At 43.7% G+C, this 23,544-nt stretch carries 19 protein-coding genes; 5 read left to right on the top strand and 14 right to left on the bottom strand.

Features of this window, described 5'->3' with window-relative positions:
* A partial coding sequence (locus tag EI162_RS05035; protein WP_192523333.1) for a helix-turn-helix domain-containing protein occupies positions 1–323 on the bottom strand: 323 nt, incomplete at its 3' end.
* Positions 324–617: 294 nt separating this feature from the next.
* On the opposite strand from EI162_RS05035, the gene EI162_RS05040 reads away from it, so the two are divergent.
* On the top strand, positions 618–1,595 hold the full coding sequence (locus EI162_RS05040; protein ID WP_192523334.1) for a glutathione S-transferase family protein: 978 nt from the start codon (positions 618–620) through the stop codon (positions 1,593–1,595).
* 107 nt (positions 1,596–1,702) lie between these two features.
* On the opposite strand, the gene hemB is transcribed toward EI162_RS05040, so the two are convergent.
* The 5 genes from hemB to EI162_RS05065 all read right to left on the bottom strand — a co-directional run bounded on the left by hemB (position 1,703) and on the right by EI162_RS05065 (position 11,245).
* Positions 1,703–2,710, bottom strand: a complete 1,008-nt coding sequence (gene hemB, locus EI162_RS05045; RefSeq protein WP_192523335.1) for a porphobilinogen synthase — start codon at positions 2,708–2,710, stop codon at positions 1,703–1,705.
* Between the two features lie 411 nt (positions 2,711–3,121).
* Positions 3,122–4,960 carry an efflux transporter outer membrane subunit gene (locus tag EI162_RS05050; protein ID WP_192523336.1) on the bottom strand — a complete coding sequence of 613 codons (1,839 nt, stop codon included), beginning with the start codon at positions 4,958–4,960 and terminating at the stop codon, positions 3,122–3,124.
* Complete coding sequence (locus tag EI162_RS05055; RefSeq protein WP_192523337.1) at positions 4,957–8,172, bottom strand: efflux RND transporter permease subunit; 3,216 nt, start codon at positions 8,170–8,172, stop codon at positions 4,957–4,959. The genes EI162_RS05050 and EI162_RS05055 overlap by 4 nt, the downstream gene beginning before the upstream one ends.
* Positions 8,173–8,207: 35 nt before the next feature.
* Positions 8,208–9,605, bottom strand: a complete 1,398-nt coding sequence (locus EI162_RS05060; protein ID WP_192523338.1) for an efflux RND transporter periplasmic adaptor subunit — start codon at positions 9,603–9,605, stop codon at positions 8,208–8,210.
* A gap of 614 nt (positions 9,606–10,219) precedes the next feature.
* Entirely contained in the window at positions 10,220–11,245 is a 1,026-nt protein-coding gene (locus EI162_RS05065; RefSeq protein WP_192523339.1) for a polyprenyl synthetase family protein, read from the bottom strand.
* Between the two features lie 590 nt (positions 11,246–11,835).
* Here EI162_RS05065 and rplU point away from each other — a divergent pair.
* The 3 genes from rplU (at position 11,836) to lolA (ending at position 13,543) form a co-directional block, all read left to right on the top strand.
* On the top strand, positions 11,836–12,147 hold the full coding sequence (rplU, locus tag EI162_RS05070) for a 50S ribosomal protein L21 (RefSeq protein ID WP_192523340.1): 312 nt from the start codon (positions 11,836–11,838) through the stop codon (positions 12,145–12,147).
* A 91-nt stretch (positions 12,148–12,238) separates the two neighbouring features.
* Positions 12,239–12,496, top strand: a complete 258-nt coding sequence (rpmA, locus tag EI162_RS05075) for a 50S ribosomal protein L27 (protein WP_192523341.1) — start codon at positions 12,239–12,241, stop codon at positions 12,494–12,496.
* 345 nt (positions 12,497–12,841) lie between these two features.
* Positions 12,842–13,543: an outer membrane lipoprotein chaperone LolA gene (gene lolA / locus EI162_RS05080; RefSeq protein WP_192523342.1), complete on the top strand. Its 702-nt coding sequence runs from the start codon at positions 12,842–12,844 to the stop codon at positions 13,541–13,543.
* Positions 13,544–13,703: 160 nt separating this feature from the next.
* On the opposite strand, the gene scpB is transcribed toward lolA, so the two are convergent.
* The 8 genes from scpB to mrdA form a co-directional block, all read right to left on the bottom strand.
* On the bottom strand, positions 13,704–14,318 hold the full coding sequence (scpB, locus tag EI162_RS05085) for an SMC-Scp complex subunit ScpB (RefSeq protein ID WP_192523343.1): 615 nt from the start codon (positions 14,316–14,318) through the stop codon (positions 13,704–13,706).
* 25 nt (positions 14,319–14,343) lie between these two features.
* Positions 14,344–15,195 carry a segregation and condensation protein A gene (locus EI162_RS05090; RefSeq protein ID WP_192523344.1) on the bottom strand — a complete coding sequence of 284 codons (852 nt, stop codon included), beginning with the start codon at positions 15,193–15,195 and terminating at the stop codon, positions 14,344–14,346.
* A 29-nt stretch (positions 15,196–15,224) separates the two neighbouring features.
* Positions 15,225–16,325: a tryptophan--tRNA ligase gene (locus EI162_RS05095; protein WP_192523345.1), complete on the bottom strand. Its 1,101-nt coding sequence runs from the start codon at positions 16,323–16,325 to the stop codon at positions 15,225–15,227.
* Positions 16,326–16,455: 130 nt separating this feature from the next.
* Complete coding sequence (locus tag EI162_RS05100; RefSeq protein WP_192523346.1) at positions 16,456–17,547, bottom strand: lysophospholipid acyltransferase family protein; 1,092 nt, start codon at positions 17,545–17,547, stop codon at positions 16,456–16,458.
* A gap of 331 nt (positions 17,548–17,878) precedes the next feature.
* Positions 17,879–18,265 carry a 30S ribosomal protein S9 gene (gene rpsI, locus EI162_RS05105; protein ID WP_192523347.1) on the bottom strand — a complete coding sequence of 129 codons (387 nt, stop codon included), beginning with the start codon at positions 18,263–18,265 and terminating at the stop codon, positions 17,879–17,881.
* Positions 18,266–18,275: 10 nt separating this feature from the next.
* On the bottom strand, positions 18,276–18,704 hold the full coding sequence (rplM, locus tag EI162_RS05110; protein WP_192523348.1) for a 50S ribosomal protein L13: 429 nt from the start codon (positions 18,702–18,704) through the stop codon (positions 18,276–18,278).
* A 207-nt stretch (positions 18,705–18,911) separates the two neighbouring features.
* Entirely contained in the window at positions 18,912–19,583 is a 672-nt protein-coding gene (rsmD, locus tag EI162_RS05115; RefSeq protein WP_192523349.1) for a 16S rRNA (guanine(966)-N(2))-methyltransferase RsmD, read from the bottom strand.
* Between the two features lie 51 nt (positions 19,584–19,634).
* Positions 19,635–21,620, bottom strand: coding sequence for a penicillin-binding protein 2 (gene mrdA, locus EI162_RS05120; RefSeq protein ID WP_192523350.1), 1,986 nt, complete (start codon positions 21,618–21,620; stop codon positions 19,635–19,637).
* 501 nt (positions 21,621–22,121) lie between these two features.
* Here mrdA and EI162_RS05125 point away from each other — a divergent pair.
* The gene (locus tag EI162_RS05125) at positions 22,122–23,456 is read left to right on the top strand and encodes a hypothetical protein (protein WP_192523351.1); all 1,335 of its coding nucleotides are present in this window, start codon (positions 22,122–22,124) and stop codon (positions 23,454–23,456) included.
* Positions 23,457–23,544: the final 88 nt, after the last annotated feature.

Genomic DNA, 23,544 nt, shown 5'->3' on the forward strand with positions numbered 1-23,544 from the left:
ATATAGCGATAGATGCTCATGTGACTAATACCACCATGAACGCCGGCTATTTGTTCAGGACTCCAGCTGTCTTTTAGCTTGTCTGTGACCCAATCCCATACATCAGCAATAATAGTGACGGCGTTGTTTGATCGTCTGTCACAAGCCTTGTTATTAGCATTCTTTGCTCGGTAACCGCGCAGGCCTTTATTACGCCTTAGCTCTCTTGATATGGTGCTGGGACTTCTGTTTAACGCCCTCGCTATAAATTTAATACTATGTTTTGCCCCTTTAAGGGCATAAATCTGGTATCGTTCACCTAGGCTTAGATGTGTATAGTTCATGGTTGCAATCTCACTTTGGTCGGTGGATAAAAACTTTGATGCTAGCGCATCTAGGTCTTTTTTTCACCTCACATTTGGTATTGCACTTCATGTGTTAATCTAAGTTGAGTATCAAGCCTTATATTGAGTGATATATAAACTTTTTTGTGTAGTTTTATTAAATATATTATAATGGTTATTTAGTTTTTCTTATTTATAGCAGGGCGAATTCTATTGGCTAGGCTTGGTGGCAATGTTATTGTAAATAGAAAACGATCGATATGAAATTAAAACTGCAATAAATCGGAGAATGAGATGGGCTTATTGGTTGATGGTCAGTGGCAAGACAAATGGTATGACACAGACTCTAGTGGTGGGCGCTTTGAGCGCGAAGAAGCGGGATTTAGAAACTGGGTCACAGCAGATGGAAGCTCTGGGCCATCAGGTCAGAGCGGTTTTAAAGCCGAAGCCAATCGTTATCATTTATATGTCTCGCTTGCCTGCCCTTGGGCACATCGTACAATCATTTATCGAAAATTTAAAGGTTTAGAGGACATGATTACGATGTCTGTGGTTCATCCGTTTATGGGTGATAAAGGTTGGACGTTTGCAGAGGAAGAAGGCGTTATTGCTGACCCGATTGTGAATGCCAGCTACCTATATGAGATTTATACTGCAGCGAAATCAGACTATACAGGGCGGGTCACAGTACCGATATTATGGGATAAACATACCAATACTATCGTCAGTAATGAATCCTCTGAAATCATTCGTATGTTTAACTCAGCTTTTGATGAAGTGGGAGCAGTATCAGGTAATTTTTTACCGTCAGACAAAATAGCAGAAATCGATGAAACTAATGCATTTGTTTATGATGCGGTCAACAACGGTGTCTATAAGGCAGGTTTTGCCACCACAGAAGCGGCCTATAAAAAAGCGGTCGTCACTCTATTTGATGCGCTAGATACTTTAGAGGCACGTTTAGAAAACCAGCGTTATTTGATAGATAATAGGATCACTGAAGCAGATTGGCGTTTATTTACGACATTAGTACGCTTTGATGCCGTTTATGTCGGGCACTTTAAATGTAATATCCGCCGTATCGTTGATTACCCAAATCTTTGGGGCTATCTGCGTGACTTATATCAAATCTCAGGTATCGCAGAGACGGTAAATATGGATCATATTAAGGCGCATTATTACACCAGTCACGCCAATATTAATCCTACTCGTATCATACCCGTAGGTCCTATAATTGATTTTAATAAGCCACATGACCGTGCGTGTTTATAGCACTACTCATCAGTGTTTTAAACCACTTTAGAGATAAAAAAAGCGCCAGCTGATGGTTTTCAGCTGGCGCGATAGCGTCCACAATACAAAAAGCACACTGCTCAATATTAAGCGTTATTTAGCTGACGTGCTGCTTCTAGTGCAAAGTAAGTCAAAATACCGTCAGCACCAGCACGGCGGAAGCCAATTAAAGATTCTAAAATTACCGCATCAGTCAACCAGCCGTTTTGAATCGCGGCCATATGCATCGCATATTCGCCAGAGACTTGGTACGCAAAGGTCGGCACGCCAAAGGTGTTTTTGACTTCACGGATCAGATCAAGATAGGGCTGGCCTGGCTTAATCATGACCATATCCGCGCCTTCATTGATGTCCATCGCGACTTCATGTAGCGCTTCAGCACGATTACCAAAGTCCATCTGATACTGTTTTTTGTGCCCGCCTTTTAAGTTACCCGCACTACCGACCGCATCACGGAACGGACCGTAATAGGCAGAGGCATACTTAGCTGAGTAGGCCATAATAGCGGTATTGACAAAGCCTTCTGCCTCAAATGCGTCACGCATAGCTTTGATGCGGCCATCCATCATGTCACTAGGTGAGATGATATCAGCACCCGCGCGCGCATGAACCAAAGCTTGCTTGACCAACACCTCAGTGGTTTCGTCGTTCATGACATAGCCGCTGTCATCAAGTAGGCCATCTTGACCATGAGAAGTATAAGGGTCTAGCGCCACATCGGTCATCACTACCATTTCTGGAACGGCATCTTTCACGGCTTTTACCGTACGAGCGGTGAGGCCGTTTTCATCATATGCCGCGCTGCCATCAGCAGTTTTTAAGCTATTATCGATAACAGGAAAGATATCGATAGTGGTCACGCCCTCACTTAATAGTGCTTTAGCATGCTCAATAAGTAGGTCGATTGATAAACGCTCAACTCCTGGCATACTTGCGACTGCTTCGCGCTGGTTATCACCTTCGATGACAAAGACGGGTGCAATTAAATGCTTAGGATGTAGCTCGACCTCACGAATCATTGCTCTTACGTTATCGTTATAACGCAAGCGGCGTAGGCGAGTGGCAGGGAATTGGCGATTAAAAGTATAAGTCATGGTAACTCCTTATTATAGTGTCACTAGATTGTATGGTGCTATTGGATGATATGATTACTATTATAAAGCTGTCTTTATAGGGGAGTACAAAACAATGTTCAATATGCTGGGCTTACTATAGGTAGTTCTAAATAAAATCGATACATTGTTAGCTACGTGCTACTGTTATAAATTTTTTTTGCTTGCTGTTCGCAAGCGTGACAGAGGCAGCAAAAAATTTACTCCAGTAGCACTCGTATCGGTTTTAAAGTGAATCAACTATATAGTAAAAAACAGCCTATGAAAGCAATAAACCCTACCAAGTTGGCAGGGTTTATTGTACTTATCTACTGTCAACGTGATTATGAAACGTCATTACAAAGTCACAATGTTGTGATGTTGCGATTTACAAGGATTAAATGTCAAAACAGTTTAAGGCTCAACAACCTGCGCTTCGGGTAATTGTTCAACCGTTGTTTCTTTATGGACAGTACCCACTGCCGCATCTGCCTTGCCATCGTTATTAACATCGACGACAGTCCTAGGCTCAAACGTGCTAGTCGTTGACGACTGTGACTGCTTAATCGCTAAAGCCTCTTGCGGCGAAGCCACACGCGCTGAACTGGCAGCGTCAACCACATTAGCCGCTTTAGCTTCATCGCTATAAGCCACTTGGGTTAAGTTGTTGTGTCGCGGCACAGGTATAACGCTCGGAACATCATTCAGATTAGCGCCGCCACCAAGTACTTGGTATAGCTCGACTTGGCTAATGGCTTTCTGTAGCTCTAAATCTAAAATCCCTTGTTGAGTTGAGAACAGTGAACGCTGCGCATCGAGTACATCCAGATAGTTTGAGATACCTGCTTTAAAGCGCGCATCTGCGATTTGATACGTTTGCTCAAAGTTGTCTTGCAGACGATACTGTGCTTCTAGCTGCTCACCAAGTGTTGCGCGAGTTGCTAGCACATCAGAGACTTCTCGGAAGGCTGTCTGGATAGATTTCTCGTAGCTGGTAAGCGTTTGTTCTTGCTCAATTTTGGCCACATCATATTCTGCATCTAAACGACCGGCATCAAAAATAGGTACGCTAATGCTTGGTCCAAACGACCAACCAACCGAGCCACTTTTGAACAAGTCGTCTAAGCTACCACTACTCACACCAACGCTACTAGCAAGGCTAATAGAGGGGAAGTAAGAAGCTCGTGCCACTTTGATATTAGCACCAGCGGCTTTTAGATTGTATTCCGCTTGCAGCACATCAGGACGATAGCGTAATAACTCACTTGGCAGACCTGCATTAAATATCTGCTGGTTAGTGATATTACTAACTGCTGGTGTTGGAATTAAGTCACCTGGGATAGGTGCGCCAACTAAAAACTGTAAGGCATTACGCGATTTTAGAATACTGCTTTGGGCACGTAATACCGCAAGTTTAGCGTTCTCAAGCGAAGCACCTGATTGCAACGACGGTAGCTTAGGATCGATACCGGCTTCAAAACGTTTATCAGCGATAAATAGTGATTTCTCACGACTTTCAACCGTTGCTTCAGCCAGTTTTAACTGCGCTAGGCTATAGCTTAAGTTGGCATAGCTTTGGGCAATGTTACTAATGAGGCTAATTTGGGTCGAATCTTTTGCAGCAGCCGTTGACAAAAAGTTCTGTAACGCTTGATCTTTTAGGCTAGCAATTTTGCCCCAGAAATCTAACTCATAGTTAGCGAGACCAAGATTGACGTTATAGCTGCTGTTAGGGTTTTTATCGACGTTATTCTGAGCTTTTCGTGAGTAACCAGCGCTGCCATCAATCGTCGGCAGGTCACGAATATCGGTAATCTGATATTGTGCCCGTGCTTTTTCAATGGCTAAGCGTGCGTTTTCAAAGTCTTTATTGTTTTCAAGACCTAAGGCAATTAAGCCTTTCAAGCGCTCATCACTATAAAAGTTCTGCCAGCGTTGACTAGCGATGCTAGGCTGCTCACCGTTACTAACGGTCTCACTATCAAAAGCACCGTAAGTTTGTTCAATCGGCACATTAGGCTCTGCAAGCACAGGGCGTGTATCCGCTTTTGGGATAGTATTACACGCCGCCATACTCATTGCTAATGCAGACAAGCCCAGCAAGCGTCCACTATTTTTGCGTATCCGTGATATAGAAACACTCGCAACCATAGTGGTAGGGGCAAACCATGTGCCTGTAGTTGGGCGCACCAGAGCAGTAGTGACTACTGCTTTGGTGGCTGAGTTAGGGGTGAAAAAGGAACGAAAACTCATTGTGTATTATCTCCAAAGCTTACAGGCTGATAACTCTCAGAGGGAGTTGGGGCTTGCGGATCATCGTTATTAGGTGGTTGATGGCCTTCATTACCTTTATAAGGGAAAATACTACGTACCCAAATATAGAACATCGGAATAAAGAAAACACCTAAGATTGTGGCGGTAACAACCCCACCAACAACACTGGTACCGATGGCGTTTTGGCTACCAGACCCAGCGCCCGTGGCTATGAATAATGGCACAACACCAAGACCAAAGGCAAGCGAGGTCATAATAATTGGACGTAGACGCTGACGAGCCGCGGTCATTACCGCCTCTTTCAGGCTATAACCTTCATCCTCTTGGTGATCCCTCGCAAACTCGATAATCAAGATGGCGTTTTTGGCGGATAGCCCGACGACCGTTAGTAGACCAACTTGTAGGTAAACGTCATTGGAGAAGCCACGGAACCAAGTAAATAGCACCGCCCCCAAGACCCCAAGTGGAATGACTAATAGGACTGAGAATGGAATTGACCAACTCTCATACAAAGCAGCAAGACATAAGAATACCACTAAGATTGAGATGGCGTATAGCATCGGCGCTTGAGCACCCGATTTTTTCTCTTCAAGTGACATGCCGGTCCACTCATAGCCTACACCGTCAGGTAGCTTTTCCATCATCGCTTCCATCGAGTCCATCGCATCACCGGTACTTAAACCTGGTGCAGCGCTACCTTGAAGGTTCATAGACGGTAAGCTGTTATAACGGGTCAGACGCGGTGAGCCTGATTGCCATTCAGTACTAGAGAAAGCGTCAAACGGAATCATATTGTTCACATCATTACGTACGTACCATTTACCAATATCGTTAGGGTTGGTACGGCTGTTTGGTTCACCTTGCACAAACACACGCTTAATACGACCACGATCAACGAAGTCATTGATATAGCTTGAGCCCCACGCGGTTGAGATGACGCTATTAATACTAGCCATAGATAAGCCATAAGCAGCGGCTTGTTCTTGGTTAACATTTACTTTTAGCTGCGGCGCATCTTCTTGTCCGTTTGGACGAACACCAGTGACTTTATCATTTTCACCAGCCATACCCAGCAGCATATTACGCGCTTCTAGTAGACCGTCGTGACCGACGTTGCCGTTATCTTGAATCATTAAATCAAAACCACTGGCGTTACCAAGTTCGGTAATGGCTGGCGGTACAATCGCAAATACTTGAGCTTCATTTTGGGAAAAGAAATAGCCCATCGCGCGCTCGGCGACTGCTTGGGCGGTATTCTCATCACCTTTGCGGTCGGCCCAATCAGTCAAGCGTACGAATGCTAGGCCCATATTCTGCCCTTGACCGGCGAAGCTAAAGCCTGACACGGTAAACACAGACTCAACGTTACCGTCTTCTTCAGACTCGTAATAATCGTTGACTTTTTCGAGTACAGCGTCTGTTTCATCGAGCGTGGCACCAGCAGGTAACTGCACTAGGGTAAACATAATACCCTGATCTTCTTCGGGTAAAAATGAGCTGGGAATACGTAAGAATACTACTGCCATTATACCGATAATGACGGCATAAACGATAAAGTAGACCCATTTTAGGCGGAAGCTTTTACCCACAAAGTTTTCGTAAGAGCGACTGGCTTTAGCGAAAGAACGGTTAAACCAACCAAAGAAGCCTTTCTTTTCTTCAGTATTACCTTTTTCATGGTCCTTGCTACGTTTGAGCAAAGTGACACAGAGAGCAGGGGTGAAGATAAGTGCTACTAGAGCTGATAGCACCATACTGGTAATCAAGGTAATGGCAAACTGACGGTAAATAACACCAGTTGCGCCGCCAAAGAACGCCATCGGTACGAATACTGCCGATAGAATCAAGGCGATACCGACAACGATTTTACTAATTTCACCCATCGATTGTATCGTGGCGTCTTTGATGGAGATTTCAGAATCCTCCTCCAAAATCCGCTCGACGTTCTCCACCACGACAATGGCATCATCCACCAGTAGACCAATGGATAGTACCAATGCGAACATAGTCAATACGTTAATACTAAAGCCGGCGAGATAAAGCACCGCGAAAGTACCTAACAATACCACAGGTACTGCAAGGGTAGGAATGATGGTAGCACGCCAGTTCTGTAAGAAAATGAACATGACGATAAATACTAATATAATTGCTTCAATTAAGGTTTTGACAACTTGTTCAATAGACAAGCGTACAAATGGTGTGGTGTCATAAGGCACTACCGTCGTTAGACCTGCTGGGAAGCTTTGCTCCAGCTCTGCCATACGGTCGCCAACCAACTCACGAGTTTCTAGAGCGTTGGCACCACCGGCGAGGGAGATACCAAGACCAGCAGATTCTTTACCATTATATAACGCATTAACGCTGTAGTTTTCACTACCAATCTCAACATCTGCAACATCACCTAGGCGAACTTGTGCACCAGAGCTGTTGGTTCTTAATAAGATGTCTTTGAATTCATCAGCGGTTTGCAAATAGCTTTGTACAGTAACCGTCGCGTTAATGACCTGCTGATCTGAGTCAGCGGGCGCTTGACCCAGTTGACCTGCTGATACTTGCGCATTTTGCGCTCGTACCGCATCGACCACATCAGAGGGCACCATGTTATAGCTGCGTAAGCGGGCAGGATCTAGCCAAATGCGCATTGCATAAGATGAGCCGAATACCTGAACTTCACCCACACCTTCAACCCGACTGAGCGGATCGACGACGTTCGAGTTAATGTAATCGGCAATATCAGCCTTATCCATCTCGCCATTTTCAGAAATAAACCCTTGCACCATCAAAAAGCTGCTGGAGGATTTATTAACGTTGACGCCTTGCCGCTGTACTTGTTCTGGCAACGAGCTCATTGCTGCTTGGAGTTTATTCTGTACCTGTACCTGAGCGGTATCAGGGTCTGTACCATTCTCAAAGGTAAGCGTGACTGACGCCCCACCATTTGAGGAGCTCGATGATGACATGTACATCAAGCCATCAAGCCCTTTCATACGTTGTTCAATAATCTGAACAACTGAGTCTTCAACAGTTTGCGCGTTCGCACCAGGATAGTTTGCGCTGACCGAAATAGTCGGCGGCGCAATACGTGGGTACTGTTCAATCGGTAGATTGATGACCGATATTATCCCGATGAGCATGACTAAAATAGCCATCACCCATGCAAAAATAGGGCGATCAATAAAAAAACGTGACATAGTATATCCCTAGGTCTTCCTATCTTTGAATGGAATTAGTTAGCGGCGTCTTCTGCTGGTTTTTTGGCAGAAGGGTCTTTATCAGCAGGTTTATCCATTTTCTTTGCGGCTTGCTGAGGTGTTTTTGCATTAGGTGCACCTTGTTTAGACGGTGCTGAGTTCGGGTTTTCTAACGGTTTAGCGACCACCTCTTGCTCAGGTTTGACTTTTGAACCCCCAATAATAACGACTTTTTCACCATTTTTCAGCCCATCAGTAACTAACCACTTTCCGTCGTATGTGCCATTGATAGTGACCGGACGTACTTGAATTTTATTATCTTTGTCAACGACATATACCTGCGTATCACCTTTAGGAGTACGTATAAGCCCGCTTTGAGGTATTAAAGCTGCATTGGTGATGACGCTTTGGGTTAAGCGTGCGCTGACATACATACCTGGCAATAGAATGTTGTCGCTATTCGGGAATACCGCACGCAATGTCACGGCGCCTGTAGACTCATCGACTTTTGCCTCTGATAAGGCCAGTTTGCCGCGCACTGGATAAACACTGCCATCTTCTAACACTAACTCCACGCTATTCATACCGGCTTGTGCTTTGCCTTCAGAAATCTGCTGGCGTAGTCTTAATAGATCAGATGATGACTGACTAATATCGACATAAATAGGATCTAAGCGTGAAATGGTCACTAAGGGATCGGGTTGACCAGCGCTGACCAGCGTACCAGCAGTAACGCTAGAGCGGTCAGAGCGCCCGCTGAGAGGTGCGCGTACGATAGTACGGTTAAGGTCCAAGGTGCTAGCGTCCAAACCTGCTTTTGCTGTTTGGATACCTGCTTTTGCACTCTCGATACCGGCTTGTGTTTGCCCAACAGCGGCAGCAGCACTTTGTACAGCGGCTTGTGCTGTACGTACTTGCGTTTGCGCTTGCTCGTATTGCTGTTTAGAGATGGCATCGATACTAACCAAGCCTTGCAAACGTTGTAAGTCATTTTGTGCTTGAGCCAATGATGCTTGACGGCTGCCCAGTTCGGCTTTTGCATTGGCATTATTTGCCATGGCTGTCTGATAGTTGGCTTGTGATTGTTGCACAGCGGCTTGACCACTCGTTACCGAAGAAGCATAGTTATCGGTATTGATACGATAAAGTGGCTGACCTTTTTTGACATTACCACCCTCGCGGAAAAGTACTTCGTCAATGACGCCATTAACCTGTGGGCGGACGTCGGCAGTTTGGTAGGCGGCGGTACGTCCAGAAAAAGTCTGTACTTGGGGTACGGTATCTAGGGTGACAGTTTGGACGTTGACAACCGCAGGCGGCATCTGCTGCTGAGCGGCTTCAGCGCCAGCGGCGTCCTCGTTTTTGTCACAGCCAACCAGTACAGCTCCAGATAGTACAGATGCTATTACAAGCGCAAGATAAGAGTGCTTCATCAATGTCCTCGGCAGTATATATAAAATAAATAATGGCAGTATAAAAAGTTTATCAATAAATTTTAGTGTATTGAATGTAAAAATTAATTTTGCTCTAAACACCATACTATTTTTGCTAAAAAAGCTTTCAATACAACTGTTTTAGCAAAATATCGTTACTAGGACATCTAACAGCGATATACATTAAGTACTGGTGCGAGACTCTTTGGTATCAAAGTCGTAGCTAAGCTACAAAATTGAATCATAAATTGAACCAGTAATTATAAACTATAGGGGTAACCCCACAGTCAAGTCGTTAAGCAAAGGATTCATTGCAAAGAACCGTAATATTACCTTTCACGAATAAATAAAATGCTGTTATAGCAAGTCTCTTGTTCATTAACAGCTAAAACACAGTTAGAAAATGCTCAAGTATAAATAATTGTAAGCTTTTGTTAAAACGTTAAAGCCATATTGGTATTAAGGCTATTAAGTCATGAGAGAGCAGGGTTGTTAGTAAAATAACAATTTTAGCAACCACTAAATGTGACCGCTGAAATGAAGGGGCATAAGTGCTCTCTAAAGTGAAATATTTAATCTCATAACAGAAATAGCTATTAAGAATGACAGAGACGCTATAGCAAACGCGCGCTAGCAAGTTCTGTCAACTGATATAACCCAGTACGATAACGGTTATCAGGTAAAGTGCTAAGTGCTTGCTGAGCCAATTTAGTTTCTTCTAAAGCGCGCTGTTTACAGTAGTCTAATGAGCCTGAGCCGCGTACCAGTTCGATCAGCTGCTCAGTATTTTCGGTTTTACCCGTCTGTACCGCGAGACGCAGTTTTTCATATCCTTTTGTATCGCTCTCTTTCAATAACTCTAGCGCTTTGATGGTGGGTAGCGTCGGCTTGCCTTCTGCCAAATCATCGCCTAGGTTTTTACCCATCAATTCACTGTCACCACTGTAATCAAGTACGTCATCAACAATCTGGAATGCATTACCAAAATGCTGACCAAAATCTGCTAATGCTTGTAAGTGCTCGGTTTTATTCTGCAAGATAGCGGCCCCTTGGGTCGCCATCATAAATAAGCGAGAGGTTTTGCCATCGATAATGCGTAAATAGTCATTTTCAGTCGCGGCAGGGTTGTGCTGATGTTGCAGCTGCAATACTTCACCTTCTGCAATATCGCAAGTACCGTCTGAGAATACCTGCAATAATGGCAAGCTTTGGAAACCAACTAGTAGATTAAAGGCGCGGGCAATCAGATAGTCACCGACCAATACCGCTGTGGCATTGTCCCAAGTGGCATTGGCTGTTGGCTTGCCACGGCGCTGACCTGATTCATCAATCACATCATCATGAACCAGGGTTGCTGTGTGCAACATCTCAGTAATCGCTGCCAAATGCATGGCTTTTTCTGATGGATTGTCGTCAAACATGCGTGCACATAACAAGGTAATCAAAGGACGCATACGCTTGCCACCCGCATTGATCACGTGTTGTGACACGCTCATCACTAGCTGCACTTTTGAATTTAGGCTACCGAATACTTGCTTGTCCATAATCTCAAAATCATCTGTTACGATATTTTGGATTTCAGCATAGTCAGGTGTTGAATTAGGTGCGGCTGGGGTATTGCTTAAAGGAGTGCTGGTCATAATAGATAGTCATATTAATAAGAATAGAGAATTTTTTTACAGCCTTGGCGTTATAAAATATAGGTAAGGCCTGATTTTTTCTTATGATAGCATAGCTATGTGGTTAAATTGATGGTTAAATTGTTGATTGGAGCCTGTCAAAAGCCGCACGGTTTTCTTTTTATTGATCCTTATCTGAGATAAAGAAGAAATAGCCATGATAAAAATGCCCTGATATTGGATGATATGAATACTCGTTTACTTAATGGTTTTTCAGGTACAGAATGGGTTGATAAAAGACTGTAAGTAACTGATTATATAAGTTATAATAACCGCAGTTGGGCTTAGGTCATTATCCGTTGTAAGGGCTCTAGATATTTTGGTATTAAATACCCTCTTTGATAGCTTCAAAATCAACGACATAGATAGCAATAAAATAATGACTGTTAATGAAACCACCTTACAAAAATACGCCAAACGAGTGAGATGAACGGCTTGCTTTTATAAGCAAAAAGCCGTAAAATCTTGCCTTTAATTTTTCCCTGTCGTGTTCGTCGCAAAAGCGCTGGTATGATATCAGCCACGGCACACGGGTTAAACGGAGTCATACAATGTACGCAGTAATTAAAACTGGTGGTAAACAGCACCGTGTAGTCGTCGATGAGCTTTTAAAAGTTGAACTACTAAAAGCAGAAAAAGGCGAAACAATCAAATTTGAAGACGTGTTGATGGTTGTTGACGGTGAAACTGTCAAAATCGGTCAGCCTGTCGTTGATGGTGCTAGCGTAGAAGTTGAAGTGGTTGAACATGGTCGCGGCGAAAAAATCCGTATCATCAAACACAACCGTCGTAAGCATTATCACAAAGAACAAGGTCACCGCCAATGGTACACCTTGTTAAAAATCAAAGCCATTAATGCCTAATTACCCATTTAGCGATAATCGCTAAACAGCGCACTAAATGCTTAAGAGTTGTCGCATTAGCGATAAGTCACATTAACAAGGAGATTTTCTCATGGCACATAAAAAAGCTGCAGGTTCGACTCGTAACGGTCGTGATTCAAACCCAAAAATGCTCGGCGTAAAAATCTTTGGTGGTCAAACCATCGTTGCCGGTAACATCATCGTTCGTCAACGTGGTACAGAATTCCACGCAGGCGAAGGCGTTGGCATGGGTCGTGACCATACTTTATTTGCACTGAATGACGGTGTAGTGAAGTTTGCAACCAAAGGCAAATTTAACCGTCGTTATGTGATGGTTGAAAACGCATAATTGCCCATCTACCTTATTTTATTCTTTTTGAATAAAATAACTGGATGACTAAAAAGCCCTTATTACCGTTTGGTAGTAGGGGCTTTTTGATGCCTGCCTTTGATACTCGTTGTACCACTCATAGAACATCATATACTGTGTAACGGCACTGGTTACAAGCCTGTATGTCAGGCGTAGTAATCATTGCAAATCATGACTAGGCGCGCAATAAAAAAACTGGCACACTGTCTCCATTGTTTATTAGCGCTGGTTTTATAGTGCTCAAATAAACATTTATAGAAAACAAAAATTTTAATAAAACATTTTATTTTTTAAGCTATTTTGCATTTTTAGAGAGGATTTATCATGACTTTATCAACGAACAAATCGATTAAACAGAACACAACGTTAAAACAAAAAGTGATGGGTGGGGCGTTAACGGGCATATTGATGACGTCGCTCGGTGTTGCTGCTCCTATGATGGCATTAACACAATCAGCAACAGCGGCACCTGCTGACAATCTAACCGCTGCCAAACGCTTAAATAAACTGTTGGCGAACACTAAAAGCATGACGGCGAACTTTAGCCAAACCACAAAAGGCGCCAATAGTGGTACTTTTTCTGGCTCAATGAGTGTTCAGCGCCCAAATAACTTTCGCTGGGAAACCAAATCACCATCAGAGCAACTAATCATTGCCAATGGCAACTCTATGTGGGTTTATGATAAGGATTTGGAGCAAGCCACTAAGCAAAATGTTGATAGTCAAGTTGGTAATACCCCAGCACTACTATTATCAGGCGAGCCAAATAAGATTGATAAAAACTTCAAAATCACTCAGCCGTATGGCAATAAAAACTATTATGTGCTGTATCCTAAGTCAGATAGTGCCAGCTTTAAAAGCTTATCTATGAGCTTTAATGGTGGTAAGCCAGTCATGATGGTATTGAATGATAGCCTTGGTCAAACCACGACGATTAAATTCAGTGGTATCAAAATGAATCCGAGTATCAATAGTAGCCAATTTAAATTCACCCCGCCTAAAGGCGTTGATGTCATTAATCAATAAGCAGTTAATAAGTAATCATTAAGCGCTTATTGGTAGGAGCCAGTCGCTGACGTATAATCAAAACTTTAGCGATTAGGATAATAAAAAAGGACATACCTAAATGGTATGTCCTTTTTTATTATGCCAATATATATGATATACGAGTCTTGTTTTAAATTATCTAGGACATCGCTTTGATGGCATTCATATCCGGCATCGGTGGCAACTGGTCTAAATGACTCAATCCAAAGGCATCTAAAAACTGCGCGGTGGTGTGTAATAACGCTGGACGCCCTAGCGTTTCTTTATAACCGTCCTCGATGATCCAACCTTTATCAAACAATTGGCGCAAAATATTGCTTGATAATGTCACACCGCGCACATGTTCTATGTCGCTGCGTGTCACTGGCTGCTTATAGGCAATGACGCTCAGCGTTTCAAGCAACGCTTGGCTCAGGCGTTCTTGACGTTGCGGAAACACGCGCTGGATTAAGCTGCTATAGCTATCAGAGACTTGCAGCCGATAACCACTGGCCGTCTCATGTAAGCTCAGCACACCCGTGTCTAAGCGTTGTTGTAGTAACGCTAAAGCTTGAGTTAGCTCTTTAGTAGATAGGGACAGGTGCTTCTTTAGAGTATTGGTAGTGAGCGGTGATTCTGAGGCGTGTAATAATACTTCGATATGCTTGCTTATACCTTCAATATATTGATGCTGTTCTATCGTCGATGGCGTTACGGCGGTTAATATCCGTTTTTGTTTTCTATCATCGTGCGTTATATCGTCAATATCTGCCATTAGAAACTTTCTCTTTTAAAAACCATTAAGCCAGCCACTGTAATTTTAGCGGTTTAATTTGATTGTCTTTTATATCGTCATCATCAGTGGGGGGAGTGCTTTCTAACTCAGAGCCCACTACACCAATCAGTTGCCGCTTCATCAGCTCCAGCACCGCGACAAAGCTGACCACCACACCTATCTTGCCTTGTGTCTTATCTAGTAACTCATAAAAGGAGCAGGTGCCATCAGTGCTTAGTTGGCGACTGATACTGGCGATACGGTCAGAGAGCGGAACGGTATCGGCTTTAATACTATGCATTTGATAATCGGGCTGTAGCTGCATTTTAAATAAGCTATCAATCAACATATTAGGCGAATAGTTGGGTAGCTCAGCATTCATAATATCTTGATTGGGCATACTAACCAGTGACAAGAACACATCACGCTCAAGACGAATAAGACTGTCCAAGCGCTGACTGGCTACTTTAATTTGCGCATATTCTTCGAGACGCTCTATCAGCTCAGCTTTTGGGTCACGCTCATCAGTAGGCGTTTCTGGCTTAGGTAACAGTAGCTCAGTTTTGATTGCAATCAATGTCGACGCCATCAGCAGATAATCACCTGCCAATTCAAAATGAGCAGTATCCAACTCGCTAATATAAGCTAGATACTGCTCAGTGATGGGCAGTATCTGCATTTGGGTCAAATCAACATTATTTTTTTTGACCAGATATAACAAAAAGTCTAATGGCCCCGCAAACTGCTCCAACCAAATGGCAAATGCTTGCGGCGGTACATACAGATCTTCTGGCAGATGTTGTACAGGCGTCTGGTAGATGCGCAGAGACATATCTTGAACCTCTGCGCTAGGTTCGGCTAATCGTTCACTTTGCATGATGGTATTCTATTGTCATAACCAAATGATTATTTAAGTTTGGCGAGGGGACGGATACCAATAGCACGGCGAGTTTTGTCTAATTGTTTACGGCTGTGGCGACGGGCTTTGTCCGCACCCATTTGTAAAATCTCTTCTAACTCTTTTGGGTTGGCCATCAGTTCTTGATAACGCTCGCGGAATGGGGCAATCTCGGCATTGATTTTATCAAACAAGGCTTGTTTGGCATCACCCCAGCCAATCCCAGCAGCAAACTGCGTACGCATATCGGCAATCTCTTCAGGAGTAGCAAAAGCTTTATAAATCTCAAAAATAGCCGAATCGTCAGCGTCTTTTGGTTCCGCAGGCAATTGTGAGTTGGTTACAATTTTCATGATGGCTTTATGCATCTGTTTTTCAGGGTTCACTTGCGGGTTAGGCTCACCAAATAGAGGAATGGTATTGCCATAGCTTTTACTCATCTTACGGCCATCAAGACCAGTCAAGAGCGGGATATTATCATCAACGACCGCTGACGGTAGCGTAAACAGCGTTTTGTAGCGATGGTTAAAAGTACCGGCGATGTCACGTGCCATCTCGATATGCTGAATTTGGTCGCGACCAACTGGCACGTGAGTGGCATTAAACATCAAGATGTCTGCTGCCATGAGTACCGGATAGCCAAATAGCCCCATATTAATGCCTTGGTCAGGATCGACATCTTCTTTTTCCATATTGATATCGACTGCCGCTTTATAAGCATGGGCACGATTCATTAAGCCTTTGGCGCATGAACAGTTTAAAATCCAAGCCAGTTCGGGAATTTCGGGCACATCTGATTGACGATAAAAAGTCACGCGCTCAGGGTCAAGACCACAGGCAATCCAAGTCGCCGCAATGGCTTTGGTTGATTCATGAATAACGGCAGGGTCGTAACAGCCAATAATGCCATGATAATCTGCCAAAAAGAAAAACGCTTCGTCGTCACTATTTTGAATAGACTGAATCGCTGGACGAATAGCACCAACGTAATTGCCCAAATGTAGGGTGCCGGTCGGTTTGATACCCGTTAAAATGCGTTTGCTCTGTGTTGAATCATCAGAAGTTTGGCTGTTGGAATTCTGCTTATCAGAAGTGCGGTTATTACTCATGGAAAATCCGTCATTTATTTATAAAGTTTTTGTTTATCGAATTATTATCAATGTAGGATATTTATGTGGCTATTTATATATTATGAATAGCACAAAATATTAGCCACAAAGTATAGCAAATTTTCTCTAATTATTTATAGGTATCCGTACGCCCATTAGGGCCATTTTTGAAACGACGATGAAACCACATCCACTGGGTTGGATCGATACGAATCAAACCTTCCAGTAACTCATTAATGCGCGTGGCATCAGCCACTTCGTCATTACTTGGATAGTTGTCAAGCTCTGGCGTAATGGTCAGATGATAATGCGGACGTTTGCCTTTAGGCAAGTTATCAGGTGTTTGGCGATAAGTATGCAGTGCCATTAATGCTGGTGGGTGTGCTTTGTTGCCTAATTTAGCTATACGCCGCGAAGCAGTAATAGTAGCAGCGGGCACACCAAAGAACGGCGCCATGACACCTTGCTTAAGACCATAATCTTGGTCAGGCGAGTACCAAATCACATGTTTGGCTTTGATAGAATTAACAAGGCTACGCATGTCACGGCTGGCAATCTGCTTGCCAAAAATGTTAGTACGACCGTTATAAATAAACCAATCAAGAAGCGGATTGTTTTGCGGACGATACATGCAATCCAAAGGGAAGAATTGCGCACAAAATAAACCGCCCAAATCAAGCATGGTGTAGTGAGCGCCTAGCAGAATAACTGGGCGACCGTCGTTTTGGGCATTAACAAGATGCTGTAATCCAGAGATAGAAACGGTGCGGGTAAAAACATTTGGTCGGAACCATGCACATAAGGTTTCAAACACACCAATGCCCTGATTGACAAAAACCTGCTTGGCCATCAGCTCTCGCTCAGCTTCGGGCTTTTCGGGAAAGGCCAGTCTCAGATTAATGAGCGTATCACGTCGACGCGAGCCTACTGTATTATAGATTAACATGCCGAGCTTACGACCTAACCAAAACTGCCAACGTAATGGCAAATATATCAGGGGTAAAACCAGCGCCGCCAGCAGCCAAATACCCCAATATTTAGGCAATAAAAACTGCCATTGAAAGGGCTTTTTTTCTATGGGTGCTGTGCGCTTATGATTTTGGGTAATCGTCGGCATACCAGCCGGTATCGCTGGCGACTTGGCAGGTTTCTGCGTATTCGGCGGTGGTGTACTGCCTGTTGCAGAAGGTTTGCTGGGATCGTATTGTTCAGGCGCTTTCATAACATGGTTACTAATACTGAAAAGTTATTATTATGATGGGGTAATAAGCGCAGCTTTGCAAGGCGGTTTGTGCCTTGTGATGGGAGATTTATCGCCAAAGTAGTCGTAGGTAAAAATTGATTTTAATGAAAGTGAGTTTCCTTTAAAAACGATCATCTTTATAAAGCCATTTTTTATAAGAATACTGTTTTTATAAAAGTATCAGGCATAAAAAAGCCTTATAAGCTGTGACCAGCTTATAAGGCTTTGCAAATCTACTCTTTTCTTTAATACTGCAACTGTCGTTCTGAGATAAAGACAACAGTGGCAAAAAAGTAAGAGATAGCTTTGATTAACGTTTTGAGAATTGTGGACGTTTACGTGCTTTACGTAGACCCAATTTCTTACGTTCAACTTGACGTGAGTCACGAGTCACGAAGCCAGCTGCTTTAAGAGCAGGCTTGTTGGTGTCGTCTAACTCAATTAGTGCACGAGTGATACCGTGGCGGATTGCGCCAGCTTGACCAGTCATACCACCACCTTTCACAGTGATATAAACGTCATAAGCGTTAGTAGACTCAAGCAACTCTAGTGGCTGACGAACGACCATTTGTGAAGTTTCGCGGCTGAAGTATTCTTCAAGTGGCTTACCGTTAATAACGATAGCACCAGTACCTTTCGCTAAAAAGACACGAGCAGTAGACGTCTTGCGGCGACCAGTTCCGTAATTGCGTTCCATAAGTATATCCTTAGATGTCTAGTTCTTTAGGTTGCTGTGCAGTATGTGGATGTTCAGTACCCGCATATAGTTTCAGCTTCTTGATCATCGCATAGCCAAGAGGGCCCTTTGGAAGCATACCCTTAACTGCTTTATGTAGAACATCTTCAGGCTTATTTGCAAGCAGCTTTGTGAAGTTGGTTTCTTTAATGCCGCCTGGGTAGCCAGTGTGACGATAGTACTTTTTATCTTGCGCTTTTTTACCCGTTACCGCGATTTTTTCTGCATTGATGACAACAATAAAGTCACCAGTATCTACGTGCGGAGTATAAGAAGTTTTATGCTTGCCACGTAAGCGAGTAGCAATTTGAGTGGCTAAGCGACCAAGGGTTTTGCCGTCAGCATCTACGACATACCAGTCATGGGTCACTTCAGCTGGTTTTGCACTAAGTGTTTTCATGATAAAACCTTAAAATTAGAATTCGTTGAGAGTTTAGCTGGGAACGGGGCTCTCAAAAAACAGACTGCACATTATAAGCAGTAGCGCCTACGCTTGCAAGCTGCATTGGGGTTTATTTTCGCCTTATATACATTAAACTGCAGCGTTGGCCAGTTTTTAGCGGTTTTAAACATTTGAAATTTATTAATGGTTTCATTAACCCGACAATTATGACGATGATAGACGATAAAGTCCAGCGACAACTTGTCCAACTTTGGTTTGTTTTAGGCACTCAAAACCGATCATACCTTGCGTTGTCTTTGTTTCAGCCGCAAGAGTTTCTGCCAATTTATTTAATTGAATGGTTAAATCTTTATCCGCTTCTAAATAAATTAATGTATCTGCGTCGATTAACGACTGAGTGATGAGTGCGGTCAAAATAGGCTGCCACAAATTCTGGGCATAAGGGGGGTCGATAAAGACGATATCAAAACGAGCCTGAGTAGGTTGATGCTGAGATAATACTTGCTCAGCTGTGCCGTGAATTATTTGATAAGTGGATGGTTCAAGACGCAGTTGCTCGGCGCTTTGGCGTAGCATTTGGCTCTGGGTCGCATTCATCTCGATAAACGTGCAATGAGCCGCGCCACGTGATAAAGCTTCAAATCCCAGCACGCCGCTACCGGCACAGCTATCTAGGACGCGCGCACTATGAATATCAGCCAGTAACCAGTTAAACAAGGTTTCTCGCAGACGGTCTGGCGTCGGACGTAAGCCCTCTGCATCGATAAATCTCACAATTCGGCGTTTAAACTGACCGCCAATGATACGCACATCACCCGCCACATTTTTTGCTTTAGGGCTTTTTTTTGGTGTGCGGCCGCTTGAGTCTTTTTTCATTATGTAATCTCAATAATGTAATTTCGATAATGTTGTCTCGTTAGCAATATTTTACTCGGGCGTTGTTGCTTGTGCCTGCTCAGCCAGTGCCTGTTGTTCGGCAAGCGCTTTGTCTTCTTTGTCACGCAGCGCATCACTGATGGCTTTGTCAAAAGCTTTTTGACGTTTAATGGCTTTAAGCTCATCCGCTGATGGTGGCAAAATAGGATTGGTTTTACGTTGCAATACCCAATAATCAAACAGTTCACGACCGATGGGAGCGGCAACAGCACCGCCACCACCACCGTTTTCGACCAAAATAGCAAGGGCGATTTGAGGGTCTTCTACAGGCGCAAAACCATTGAACCAAGCGTGATCCCAGTGGCGAGAATCTAACGCTGCTTTATTGTAACTTTTACCTTGGGCAATGGATTTTACTTGCGCGGTTCCGGATTTACCGGCGGTACGATAGCGTGGGTTATAAGCGCGCCGTGCCGTACCATTTTTGACGGTTTCTTCCATCGCATCGTGCATGCGCGTCCAGTCAGAAGGCTGACCATTGTATTCGATTTTGCCATCAGGCTTGGTGATGACGTTCACTGCAGCCGCACCGTCGCTGCTTTTTAATAGATGCGGGGTAATGTGGTTGCCTTTGTTGGCCGTCATGGCGGTCGCATTTGCAATTTGTAACGGCGTGGCTAAGAAATAACCTTGACCAATACTGACAGAGATCGTCTCACCCGGTAGCCAGCCCTTATCGTAGGTATCCTTTTTCCATTTTGGTGAGGGCATGATTCCTGGTTTTTCGTTAGGTAAATCAATGCCGCTCTTTTCGCCAAAACCAAAGCGCACCATCCAGTCGTGCAAGCGTTGAATGCCCATTTCATACGCCAACTTATAATAATAAGTATCGACTGACATCACGATAGATTTCTTTAGGTTGACAGTACCGTGACCGCCGCGCTTCCAATCTCGAAAACGGTGTGAGTCACCCGGCAGGCTGAAATAACCGGGATCATAAATAGTTGTTTCCCAGTTACGTAGACCGTAATGAATGCCGCCTAAGCCTTCAAAAGGTTTGATAGTCGAGCCAGGTGGGTAATTCCCTTGTAGCGCACGGTTATACAGTGGCTGATCAAGATCGTCTCGCAGCGCGCCGTAGTCTTTAAATGAGATACCCGAGATAAAAGGGTTAGGGTTGTAGCTTGGATTACTAACAAAGGCCAATACGTCACCATTTTGGGGATCTATTGCCACAATCGCACCGCGACGACCGTCAAGCTGCTGCTGGGCGACGGTCTGTAAGCCATAATCTAGGCTCAAGGTAATATCATTACCTGCTATGGGTGGCTTGGTATCTAATTGACGTAAAATATTGCCATAGGCATCGGTCTCGACCGACTGATAACCAGGTTGACCGAGCAAGATATCTTCATAGTAATCCTCGATACCGATTTTACCGATAAGGTCAGTACCCGCATAACGATCTTTATCTATACGCTTGGTTTCTTTGTCATTAATGCGACCGACATAGCCGATAACGTGCGCGAATAATTCATCATAAGGGTAGGAGCGCGTCAGCTTACTCTGAATGGTCACCCCGCGAAAAAAAGGTTTACGTTCACTGAACTGTGCTAATTGAGCTTCAGTTAAGTCAATCTTGATAGTCACTGGGTCATTTTTACTTTTACTTAGCCGCGCTAAAATATCGGTAATATTTTCATCCGTTAGCTCAAAGATAGGGGCGAGTAAATTTAAGGTCCGCTCTGGGTTTTCGACTTCATCAGGACTTAACATCGCCGTAAATACAGGCTGGTTGTCTGCCAATATCACCCCGTTGCGGTCGTAAATATAACCACGACTTGGCGGAGCCGATATCAGTTTAATACGGTTATTATCAGCCTGTGTAGTGTATTTATCATGAGCGTAGACTTGCAAATAGCCATAACGCATGATGAGGCCGCCCAAGCCAATAACTATCACAATCCCAAAGATAATAATACGATTGGCAAAAATACGATTGACCTGTTCGGCGGCGGGAGTTAGTGGTTTATTCATATAAAGTTAGGGCCCAAACGGTCAGTGAGTCAATAAAAAGGTATAGAAAGTATAGATAGGTGGGCGGGGCGTTTCATTAAAAGGCGGTAAGCATAAAGAATAATACAAAGAATTTCAAATAGATAGATTGATATGGCTTAACATTATGATGTCACTATGTGAATGCAATTATCTGCTATTGTTGTATTGTAAATTATAACAGAACAACTGAAAAGACGCAGTAGTCGGTCAATTGTTTTGTCGTGTGCAGTACAAGTCTTAATACTAACCTATTTTAATGCTTTCACTGTGAGAGCAACGGACGAAACGTGTTATCTCTAGTCACAACTTGACTAGGGTCACCGTGTGCTAATGAATAGCAAGTATGCTAAAATCAGGCGATTTATTTCATAGTAGTTATGTGGGCCGAACGTCTTTTTTAAGCGTTCTTATTTGCTTAAGATGTTTTTCTTAAGCTATTTATGAGCAACGATAATTAACCTGTCAGGGACAAGATAAGTCATGGATGCAACTTCATTGTGGCAGACGATAGCTGAACACCCAGAGTTTCTTGCCATGCTGACTATTCCACCAGTGACGGCATTCGTTACTTGGATACATGTGTGGATGGCGCTGAAAATGCTGTTCTATCCGATTAAGTTCTGGGGTATTCGTATTCCAAACTTTCCATTTTTTGGGCTGCCGGGTATCGGCTGGCAGGGTATTGTCCCAAGAAAGGCGGGCAAGATATCTGGGGTTATCGTTGACCAAACGCTCTCAAAACTTGGCTCGCTCGATGAGTTTTTTCAGGCGATGGAGCCTGAGCAGATGGCAGTGTTTATCACTGATACCGTGGATAAAAACCTTGAGCCATTGATCGATGAAATCATGCTGGAGCACTCGCCAGCGCTGTGGGGCAATCTGCCTTATGCCCTAAAACGACGAGTTTATGCCCAAGCGCACAAAGAGCTGCCCAGTATTATGCAGTCTTTGGTCACTGATTTGACCTATCATGTCGAAGACTTGGTCGATATGCGTAAAATGATCGTCAATACGATGGAAAACGATCGCCGTTTGATGGTGGATATGTTTTTAAAAGTAGGCCAAAAAGAGATCAATTTTATTTGGCATATTAGTGCCTTGATTGGTTTGATCTTTGGTATTATCCAAATGTTTATATTTTTGGTGGTGCCGCAGCATTGGACGGTGCCATTTTTTGCCGCAATTTGGGGTTTTCTGACCAACTGGATTGCTATCTGGATGGTCTTTAATCCAGTAGAACCACATTTTATCCCTTATTTGAAGTTTTTTACCGTGCAGCGTGGTTTTCCCTTTATTAAGCTTCAGGTGCCACATATCGCGCAGTATCGTCTACAAGGCGGTTTTATGAAGCGCCAAGAAGAAGTTTCTGAGGTGTTCGCAGAGATTGTGGTAAATGATTTGGTGACACTTGAGAACATCATGAATGAGATGATGTATGGTGACCGTGCAGCGCAAACGCGTGATTTGATGAAGTCCCATTTATACGAGGTGCTAGAGTCGCCAGTGATTCGTACCACGCTACGTGTGGGCTTAGGTCGCCGTGAGTATGGGCAATTAAAAAACACCATTATTGATAAGTCTATTGTCGCTACGATGGTACCGCTGCGTGACCCTGAGCTCAATGAAAGTCGTGCCAGTAAAATATTTGGGCTGTTTCGTGATCGGATTCGCGCTCTAACGCCAAATGAATTTCAAAACCTATTACGTCCAGCGTTTCGGGAAGACGAGATGACTTTGATTGTTTTGGGTGGGCTAACAGGATTTTTGGCGGGTTGGTTACATCTGGTCTTGGTGTTTTTTCCCTCGATGCAATAATGAATAGGCTTTTATGTTTTTTATACACATTACATACAGAGTGGATACATCAATGTGACAAGTTGCCGCTAATGTACCATGCTGTAAG

This window comes from Psychrobacter sp. FME6, assembly GCF_014861365.1.
Classification (GTDB): domain Bacteria; phylum Pseudomonadota; class Gammaproteobacteria; order Pseudomonadales; family Moraxellaceae; genus Psychrobacter.